Source organism: Methyloceanibacter marginalis, from assembly GCF_001723295.1.
In the GTDB taxonomy this organism is placed as follows: domain Bacteria; phylum Pseudomonadota; class Alphaproteobacteria; order Rhizobiales; family Methyloligellaceae; genus Methyloceanibacter; species Methyloceanibacter marginalis.
Genome location: NZ_LPWD01000094.1, coordinates 1 through 8,347 on the forward strand (window position 1 = coordinate 1; position 8,347 = coordinate 8,347).

The following is an 8,347-nucleotide window of genomic DNA, read 5'->3' on the forward strand; positions in this document are numbered from 1 at the left end:
GATGACGTCGTCGACCACGACGATCTTTTTGCCCTTGAGCTCGGACTTGCGCCCCGGGTCCACCCTAAAAGCGCCGGCCACATTGCGTTTGCGCTGCTCGGCCGTGAGCCCCACCTGACTTGCCGTACGCCGCACGCGCTTCAGCACGAAGCAATCGGCAGGCACGCTCGCCAGCCGCGCCACGCCTTGGGCCAAAAGGGCGGACTGGTTAAAGCGCCGCCACCACAGCGCGAGCGATAGAGCGGCACCGGCACGATCAGATCGGCGTCGGCCAGAAGCTCGGCGCCCGCGTGTGCCATCCAGCGCCTGAAAAGGGCGAGCCCCTCCTGCCGGTCGCGATATTTGAAGCTCTGGATCAGATCGCGCATGGTCTGCGAATAGCGCGCCACGGCCCGCGCCCGGTCGTAGACTGGGGGCGCGGCGATCGCCGCCGCCGACAAGGACGGCGTGCCCACGTCGTAAGGCAGCGGCACGCCGAGCCGGGCGCAAAGAGGAGGCGCGATGAACTCGATTCCGGCGAAGCAATCGCCACACAGAAGCCCATGGGACTGGACGCGCGCCCGGCAGCCGATGCACACCGGCGGCAGCAACAGATCCGCGGCCGCGCCGAGCGCCGAGCGCCACGCGAGCCTGCGCGGAGACTGTATTTGGCTCATCGACATGGCACGCATCATACAGCGCCGGAGAGCCGCGCGGGAGGCGTCATGAGCGACGACCAGACCCTCTTCGACCGTCGCCTGCTGCGCCAGCGCCGCGCCCGCTTTGCCCACGAGGTCGCGGAGCGCGAGTTTCTGATTGCGCATGTGGCCCGCGAGATCGCCGAGCGCGTCGAGATCATGCTGCGAGACTTCCCGCGCGCCCTCGATCTCGGGGCGTTTCACGGTCTCTTGGGCCGCACCGTCGGTGCGCTGCCATCCGTGGGCGAGATGATCTATGCCGAGAGCGTGTACGACTACGCCGCGCTGTGCCCCCGGCCGGCGCTTGTCTGCGACGAGGATCTGCTTCCTTTCAAGGACGCAAGCCTGAACCTCGTCGTCTCGGGTCTGGCGCTGCACCGCGTCAACGACCTGCCCGGCAGCCTCATCCAAATCCGGCGGGCGCTCGCTCCCGATGGCTTGTTCATGGCCGCGGCCCTCGGTGCCCGGGCGCTGATCGAACTGCGCGAATGCCTGCTCGAGGCCGAAGGCGAGCTGGAGGGCGGCGCCTCCCCGCGCGTCTCGCCGTTTGGCGACGTGCGCGCTTACGGAGCGCTGCTGCAGCGCGCGGCTTCGCCCTGCCGGTGGCGGACGCGGAGGACCTGACCGTCGTCTACCCCTCGCCGCGCGAACTGATGCGCGAGGTGCGCGCGCTTGGCGGCGGCAATGTGTTGACGGCCGCAGCAAGGCGCCGCTTCACCGCCGCACGCTAACGCGCGCCGAGGACATTTATCGCGAACGATACAGCACGCCGGACGGTAGGATCACCGCGACGTTCCAATTCGTGTTCTTCAGCGGATGGGCGCCGCATGCCAGTCAGCAGCAGCCGTTGAAGCCCGGCAGCGCGCGGGCGCGGCTCGCCGACGCCCTTCACACGCAGGAGCATGCGGCCGGCGACAAGGCACCGTTCCGAAAAACATCCAAAGACGAAGAAGGATAGAAGCGTCTAGCCGAGCAACCCGGCGATTTGTCCGAAAGCGGTCTCTAAGCCACCTCCCAACGCAGCGACCCCGGCTAGGACGGCAGCGCAGAGACCGGCCAATAAGACGGCATACTCGACGATCGTGGCGCCGGAGCAATCCGACGCAAAGGCGCACAGCACAGTCCCGAGCCGTGCCTTGAACCCTTCTTGCTGCTCGTTCTCAGTCGCCCGCATCGCTCTCCCCTAGCAGTCTCAAGAGACCTGGCAGCGTCTCTTTCAATGGTTCGTCCGCCGGCGGCATGGCGTAGGCGGACAGCGCTTCGGCGCCGACCCAGGCGAGCGCCTGGCCCTCATGCGCCGTCATGTCTCCCTGCCAGCGCCGGCACGCGTAGACCGGCATGAGCAGATGAAACGAGGGGTAAGCATGACTGGCAAAAGTTAAGGGAATGAGTCCCGGCTCCGATACCGCGATTCCGAGCTCCTCTTTGAGCTCCCGGATCAGCGCGGCCTCGGGGGTCTCGTGCCTTTCCACCTTGCCGCCCGGGAACTCCCACAGGCCCGCGAGCGGCTTTCCTTCCGGCCGCTGGGTGATGAGCAGGCGGTCTTGCGCATCGATCAACACGCAGGCCGCAACGAGCATGACGCGCTTTCCGCCGTCGTGCCCCATGCGCGGCTTACGACCGATAGTCGGCGTTGATGGCGATATACTCTTTGGTGAGATCGCAGGTCCACATGGTGTCCCGCCCCTCACCCACGCCCACGTCAACGGCGATATCGATCTCGGGACGCTTCATATAGGCCGCGCCCTTCGCCTCTTCATAGGTCGACGCCCTCTCGCCGTCCTTGGCCACCTCGATATCGCCGAACCAGATCGCCAGCCTGTCGCGGTCGGCCCGCTCGCCCGCCTTGCCAACCGCCATGACGATGCGGCCCCAATTCGGGTCCTCGCCGGCAAGAGCCGTCTTCACCAGAGGAGAGTTGCAGATGGACTTGGCAATGACGCGGGCGGCTGCCTTCGACTCGGCGCCGGTGACCGTCACTTTCACGAATTTGGTGAGCCCCTCGCCGTCCTTGACGATCTGATGGGCGAGATCGCGCATCAGATCGAACAGCGCCGCACGGAACCCTTCGAGGCGGGGGTCATCGCCATGCGCGATCCGCGGGGCACCGCGCGCCGCCGCCGCGCCGGTGGCGAACAGCAGCACCGTGTCGCTGGTCGAGGTGTCGCTGTCGATGGTGATGGCGTTGAAGCTGTCTTCGACGAGCGGCGCCATGACTTCGTGGAGCGCGGCAGGTTCAATCGCCGCGTCCGTAAACAGATAGGCCAGCATGGTCGCCATGTCCGGCGCGATCATGCCCGCGCCCTTGGCGATGCCGTTGAGCGTCACCGTGACCCCGCCGATCTCGCAGGATCGCGTGGCGAGCTTGGGGAACGTGTCGGTGGTCATGATCGCCCGTGCCGCCATCTGGTAGGCGTCCGGCTCGGCCCGATCGGCAAGCTCGACAAGCCGGCCGACGAACTTGCCGGGATCGAGCGGTTCGCCGATCACCCCGGTGGACGAGATATACACGTCCGCCTCGAGACAATCGGCCACGCGCGACGCGGCCTGCGCGGTCTCTTTCACCGCCTCGCGTCCGCGCATGCCGGTGAAGGCGTTGGCGTTGCCGGAATTGACCACCAGCGCGCGCGCCATGCCGTGGCGCAAATGCTCCCGGCACCACTCGACCGCCGCGGATGCGGTCTTTGACCTCGTGAACACGCCGGCGACCGTGGTCGTCGGCTGGAAGAGGGCGAGCAGGAGATCCGTGCGTCCAGGATAGCGGATACCGGCCGCGCAGGCGGCCAAGCGCACCCCCTCGATCGCCGGTAGCGCGGGCAGGTCGGGTGGCGCGAAAGGCGAGATCTTAGCCAAGGCTCATCGCTGGAGGCTTAATGGTCCTCGTCGAATTCTTCATCGGGCAGGGGCGGCGCTTCGCCTCGCATGGCGGCGTCGTCCATGGACCGCTTGATGTCCGGGTCGACGATCTCGATCTCGGCCCCGTTCCGCAAATCCGTGACCACGGCCTGCGCCTTCTGGGCCACGAGCTGGGTCTTGATGGCTTCCTTGACCTCATCGAAGCTCGGCAGCTTCTGATCGCGCTTTTCCTCGACCTTGATGATGTGCCAGCCGAACTGCGTCTGCACCGGATCGGAAATTTTGCCAACGTCGAGCGCGAAGGCCGCCTCCTCGAACGGCTTCAGCATCTGGCCGCGGGAGAAGAAGCCGAGATCGCCGCCTTCGGCGTTCGTGTCCTTCGACGTTTCCTTGGCCACAGCGGCGAAGTCCTCGCCCTTTTCCAGGCGTTCCTTCACCTTTTTCGCTTCGTCCTCGGTGCCGACGAGAATATGCCGGGCATGCACTTCCTGCTCCGGCTTTGTCTTGGCGATCTTGTCTTCGTAGATCTTCTTGGCGTCCGCCTCTTCCACCGCGCCGGAGATGCTCGCGTCAAAGTATGCATCGCGCAGTGCGCGCCGCTGGTGATACTTGACCCGTGCGTCGAAGTTGTCGGTCTGGTCCAGATTCTCCTTCTTGCCGGCCGCGGCCATCAGCTCGTTCTCGATGACGAATTGCAGAAGCACGCGCTTGCGGTCCTCGGGGCGGTAATTGCCCAGCCGAGGACCCACCTCGGAGGCGGCGAAGTCGAGATCGGACTGCTTGATATCCACCCCATCGACACGGGCCACGACGGCGTCGTCGGCAGCGGTGGCGAGAGGCACAAAAGAAACGGACGCTGCGAGGAGCAGCAAGGCTGACCAAGTTTTCACAGGATTTTATCCTTCGTCTTCTGCGCGCCATTCGCTCAACGAATGGCGTGGCGCGCGGGTTTGGGCGCTTCCCCCAACGCCCTTCTTAGCGTTGGCCCCGGCCATTGCCAAGCGGCAGGAATTGACGCCCGCCCATTCTCGTCTATATTTCCAGAATTATGGACATATCCCACGCCGTATCCGCCTTGAGCGCGTTGGCCCAAGAAAGCCGGCTCAAAGTCTTTCGCCTGCTCATCCGCACCGGCAGCAAGGAAATGGCCGCCGGCGATATCGCCCGGGCACTCGGCGTGCCTCACAATACAATGTCATCGCACCTTGCCATCCTCTGCCGCGCCAAGCTCGTGCAGGCCCGGAAAGCCGGCCGTTCCGTGATCTACGCCGTGGACCTCGATGGCACCCGGGCCCTGCTCTCCTTCCTGGTGGAGGATTGCTGCCAAGGCGAGCCTGCCGTTTGCGGGCCGGTGATCGAGTCCACACTCTCTGCGTGTTGTTCGGAATAACTGGAGGAAACCGCCATGAACGTTGCCAACAGTCACGACCCGTTGAACGTGCTCTTCTTGTGCACCGGCAACTCGGCCCGCTCGATCCTGGCCGAATGCCTGCTGAACCGCGAGGGGATGGGCAAATTTCACGCCTATAGCGCCGGCAGCATGCCGACCGGTGAAGTCAATCCCCGGGCGCTGAACCTGCTCCGAAAGACGAATTTCGACGTCTCGAGCCTCCGCTCCAAATCCTGGGAAGAGTTCGCCGGCCCGGACGCGCCGAAGCTCGATTTCGTGTTCACCGTGTGCGACAACGCCGCGAACGAGGTGTGTCCCGTCTGGCCGGGCCAGCCCATGACCGCCCATTGGGGTTTGCCCGATCCTGCCGCTGTGGAGGGCACCGAAGCGGAGAAGGCCTTCGCCTTCGACGACTGCTTCCGTATGCTGAACCAGCGCATCTCGATCTTCGTCAACCTGCCACTTGCCAGCTTGAGCAAGCTCTCCCTCCAAAAGCACCTGGACGACATCGGCAAGGCCGGCGTTTCCGCCGCCAAGGAGCCGGCCTGAGCCGCCGCCTGCTCCCCCACGTCGCGTTGACAAGGGTAAGGGCGCCTCTTATGTCTCAACCGCGTTGATCCCCGGCATTTTTCGTCATTTTCCGAAGACGGTTTGGCGAGCATTCGCCGGGGATCACCACACATCGTCAGCCACGGACCTAGAGGGTTTGTTTCACCACAGCCCCAATCGGCCCGGCTCAGGCCATAAGAGGCATAAGGTTCGATGCTTTCCTTCGGCAACTTCGCCACCAAAGTCTTCGGCTCCGCCAACGACCGTAGGCTCAAGACGTTCACAAGCGCGGTCGAGGCCATCAACGCGCTTGAACCCGAAACCGCCGCGCTGTCCGACGAAGACCTTCGCGCCCGTACCGACCAATTCCGCAAGCGCCTCGCCGGCGGCGAGACCCTCGACGATTTACTCCCGGAAGCCTTTGCCACGGTCCGCGAGGCCGCCAAGCGCACGCTTCATCAGCGTCATTTCGATGTGCAGCTGATCGGCGGCATGGTGCTGCACGAGGGCCGCATCGCCGAGATGAAGACCGGTGAAGGCAAGACGCTTGTGGCCACCCTGCCCGTCTATCTCAACGCTCTCGCCGGCCGCGGCGTCCATGTCGTCACCGTCAACGACTATTTGGCCAGCCGCGACGCCGCCTGGATGAGCGCCGTCTACGAATTTCTGGGGCTGACCGTCGGCACCATCGTGCACGACATGAACGACGCGGAACGCAAGGCGCAATATGCCTGCGACGTCACCTACGGCACGAACAACGAATTCGGCTTCGACTATCTGCGCGACAACATGAAGTACACCAAAGAGGAGATGGTGCAGCGCGCCCACTTCTTCGCCATCGTCGACGAGGTGGACTCCATTCTCATCGACGAAGCGCGCACGCCGCTCATCATTTCCGGGCCGCTCGACGACCGCTCGGACTTCTACACCACCATCGACGTGTTCATTCCCAAGCTGGTCGAAGGGGACTACGAGCTCGACGAGAAGACCCGCCACGTGACGCTCACCGAAGCGGGCAACGAGCATGTCGAGCAGCTCTTGAGCGAGGCCGGCCTGCTGAAGGGCGAGTCCCTCTACGACGTGGAAAACGTCAGCATCGTGCATCATGTGCAGCAGGCGCTGCGCGCCCACAAGCTGTTCCTGCGCGACCGCGACTACATCGTGAAGAATGACGAGGTCGTCATCATCGACGAGTTCACCGGCCGCATGATGTCCGGCCGGCGCTATTCGGAAGGTCTGCACCAGGCGCTCGAGGCCAAGGAGCATGTGACCATCCAGCCCGAGAACCAGACGCTCGCCACCATCACCTTCCAGAACTACTTCCGCCTCTATGAGAAGCTCGCCGGCATGACCGGTACGGCCGCCACCGAGGCGGACGAGTTCATGGACATCTACGGCCTCGACGTGGTCGAGGTGCCGACCAACATGCCCATGGTCCGCAACGACGAGGACGACGAGGTCTATCGCACGGCGAACGAGAAATATCTGGCGATCATCGAGCTCATCAAGGACGCCCAGAAGCGCGGCCAGCCCATGCTGGTGGGCACCACCTCCATCGAAAAGTCCGAGGTGCTGTCGGAGTTGCTAAAGAAGGACAAGGTTCCGCACAACGTGCTCAACGCGCGCTATCACGAGCAAGAGGCGTTTATTATCGCCCAGGCCGGCGTGCCGGGCTCGGTGACCATCGCCACCAACATGGCGGGCCGCGGCACCGATATTCAACTTGGCGGCAATCCCGATATGCAAATCGAGAGCTGGCTCGCCGAGCAGGCGGAGAAGGGCAAGGAGCCCACGCCGGAGGAGATCGAGAAGAGGCGCACCGAGATCGCGGCCGACATCGCCAAGAAGAAAAAAGAGGCGCTCGATGCGGGCGGCCTTTACGTGATCGGCACCGAGCGTCACGAAAGCCGGCGCATCGACAATCAGCTGCGCGGCCGCTCAGGCCGCCAAGGCGACCCGGGCCGCTCCCGCTTCTTCCTGTCGCTCGAGGACGACCTCATGCGCATCTTCGGGTCGGAGCGCATGGACGGAATGCTGCGCACGCTCGGGCTCAAGGACGGCGAAGCCATCGTCCACCCCTGGATCAACAAGGCGCTGGAGAAGGCGCAAGCGAAGGTCGAGGCGCGCAACTTCGACATTCGCAAGAACCTGCTCAAATTCGACAATGTGATGAACGACCAGCGCAAGGCGATCTTCGAGCAGCGCCGCGAGCTCCTGGGCGACGCGGACCTGAACGAGACCGTCGCCGAGATGCGCCGCTACGTGGTCGACGACCTGGTCGCCCAAGCGATCCCCGAAAAGTCCTACCCCGAACAGTGGGACCTCGCCGGGCTGAAGGACCAGGTAAACAACATCTTCGGCCTCGATCTGCCCGTCGCCGATTGGGCCGACGAGGAAGGCATCGGCGAGGCGGAAATCCACGAGCGGCTGATCAAGGCAACCGACGAAGCCGCCGCCAAGAAGGCGGCGCAGTTCGGCCCGCAGATCATGCGCCAGCTCGAGCGCGCCGTTCTGCTGCAGACCATCGACGGGCTATGGCGCGAGCACATCATTACGCTCGAACATCTGCGCCAGGTGATCGGCCTGCGCGGCTACGGCCAGCGCGACCCGCTCAACGAGTACAAGAGCGAGAGCTTCACCCTGTTCGAGGGGATGCTGTCCCGTCTGCGCGAGGCGGTGACCGGGCAGCTGATGCATGTGGAGCTCGCCCCCAAGATGATGCTCCTTCTCTGGAGGGGGCGGACTTGCCGCCCATGGAGGCCCATCACTTCGATCCGACCACCGGCGAAGACGAGTTCGCCCTGGAAGCGGCGGGCGCCGGGCCCGCGGGCGGCGGCGCTGTCAAGCACGCGCGCGCCGCAACCAGCCGCCGCCG

At 64.7% G+C, this 8,347-nt stretch carries 7 protein-coding genes and 2 pseudogenes; 4 read left to right on the top strand and 5 right to left on the bottom strand.

The genetic code is table 11. The features are described from left to right. Window positions 1–140 precede the first annotated feature (140 nt). A complete protein-coding gene (locus AUC71_RS04255; protein ID WP_141701441.1) occupies window positions 141–662 on the bottom strand; it encodes a double zinc ribbon domain-containing protein in 522 nt (173 codons plus the stop codon). Between the two features lie 42 nt (window positions 663–704). Between AUC71_RS04255 and AUC71_RS04260 the strand changes: the two are divergent. Beyond that, window positions 705–1,635 (top strand): annotated as a pseudogene (locus tag AUC71_RS04260) (class I SAM-dependent methyltransferase). Between the two features lie 6 nt (window positions 1,636–1,641). Here the strand turns inward: AUC71_RS04260 and AUC71_RS04265 are convergent. The 4 genes from AUC71_RS04265 to AUC71_RS04280 are packed head-to-tail and all read right to left on the bottom strand — an operon-like array spanning window position 1,642 to window position 4,342. Next, complete coding sequence (locus AUC71_RS04265; protein ID WP_069623263.1) at window positions 1,642–1,851, bottom strand: Flp family type IVb pilin; 210 nt, start codon at window positions 1,849–1,851, stop codon at window positions 1,642–1,644. Further along, on the bottom strand, window positions 1,838–2,284 hold the full coding sequence (gene mutT, locus AUC71_RS04270; protein ID WP_069623264.1) for an 8-oxo-dGTP diphosphatase MutT: 447 nt from the start codon (window positions 2,282–2,284) through the stop codon (window positions 1,838–1,840). Before mutT ends, AUC71_RS04265 begins: the two co-directional genes overlap by 14 nt. A gap of 7 nt (window positions 2,285–2,291) precedes the next feature. Beyond that, complete coding sequence (gene argJ, locus AUC71_RS04275; RefSeq protein ID WP_069623265.1) at window positions 2,292–3,530, bottom strand: bifunctional glutamate N-acetyltransferase/amino-acid acetyltransferase ArgJ; 1,239 nt, start codon at window positions 3,528–3,530, stop codon at window positions 2,292–2,294. 17 nt (window positions 3,531–3,547) lie between these two features. Next, on the bottom strand, window positions 3,548–4,342 hold the full coding sequence (locus AUC71_RS04280) for a peptidylprolyl isomerase (protein WP_158007693.1): 795 nt from the start codon (window positions 4,340–4,342) through the stop codon (window positions 3,548–3,550). A 239-nt stretch (window positions 4,343–4,581) separates the two neighbouring features. On the opposite strand from AUC71_RS04280, the gene AUC71_RS04285 reads away from it, so the two are divergent. From AUC71_RS04285 to secA, 3 genes and pseudogenes are all read left to right on the top strand, one after another. Next, the gene (locus AUC71_RS04285) at window positions 4,582–4,923 is read left to right on the top strand and encodes an ArsR/SmtB family transcription factor (RefSeq protein ID WP_069623267.1); all 342 of its coding nucleotides are present in this window, start codon (window positions 4,582–4,584) and stop codon (window positions 4,921–4,923) included. Window positions 4,924–4,938: 15 nt separating this feature from the next. Next, window positions 4,939–5,472 carry an arsenate reductase ArsC gene (locus AUC71_RS04290; RefSeq protein WP_069623268.1) on the top strand — a complete coding sequence of 178 codons (534 nt, stop codon included), beginning with the start codon at window positions 4,939–4,941 and terminating at the stop codon, window positions 5,470–5,472. Between the two features lie 213 nt (window positions 5,473–5,685). After that, a pseudogene (secA, locus tag AUC71_RS04295) lies at window positions 5,686–8,347 on the top strand (preprotein translocase subunit SecA); the annotation flags it as partial.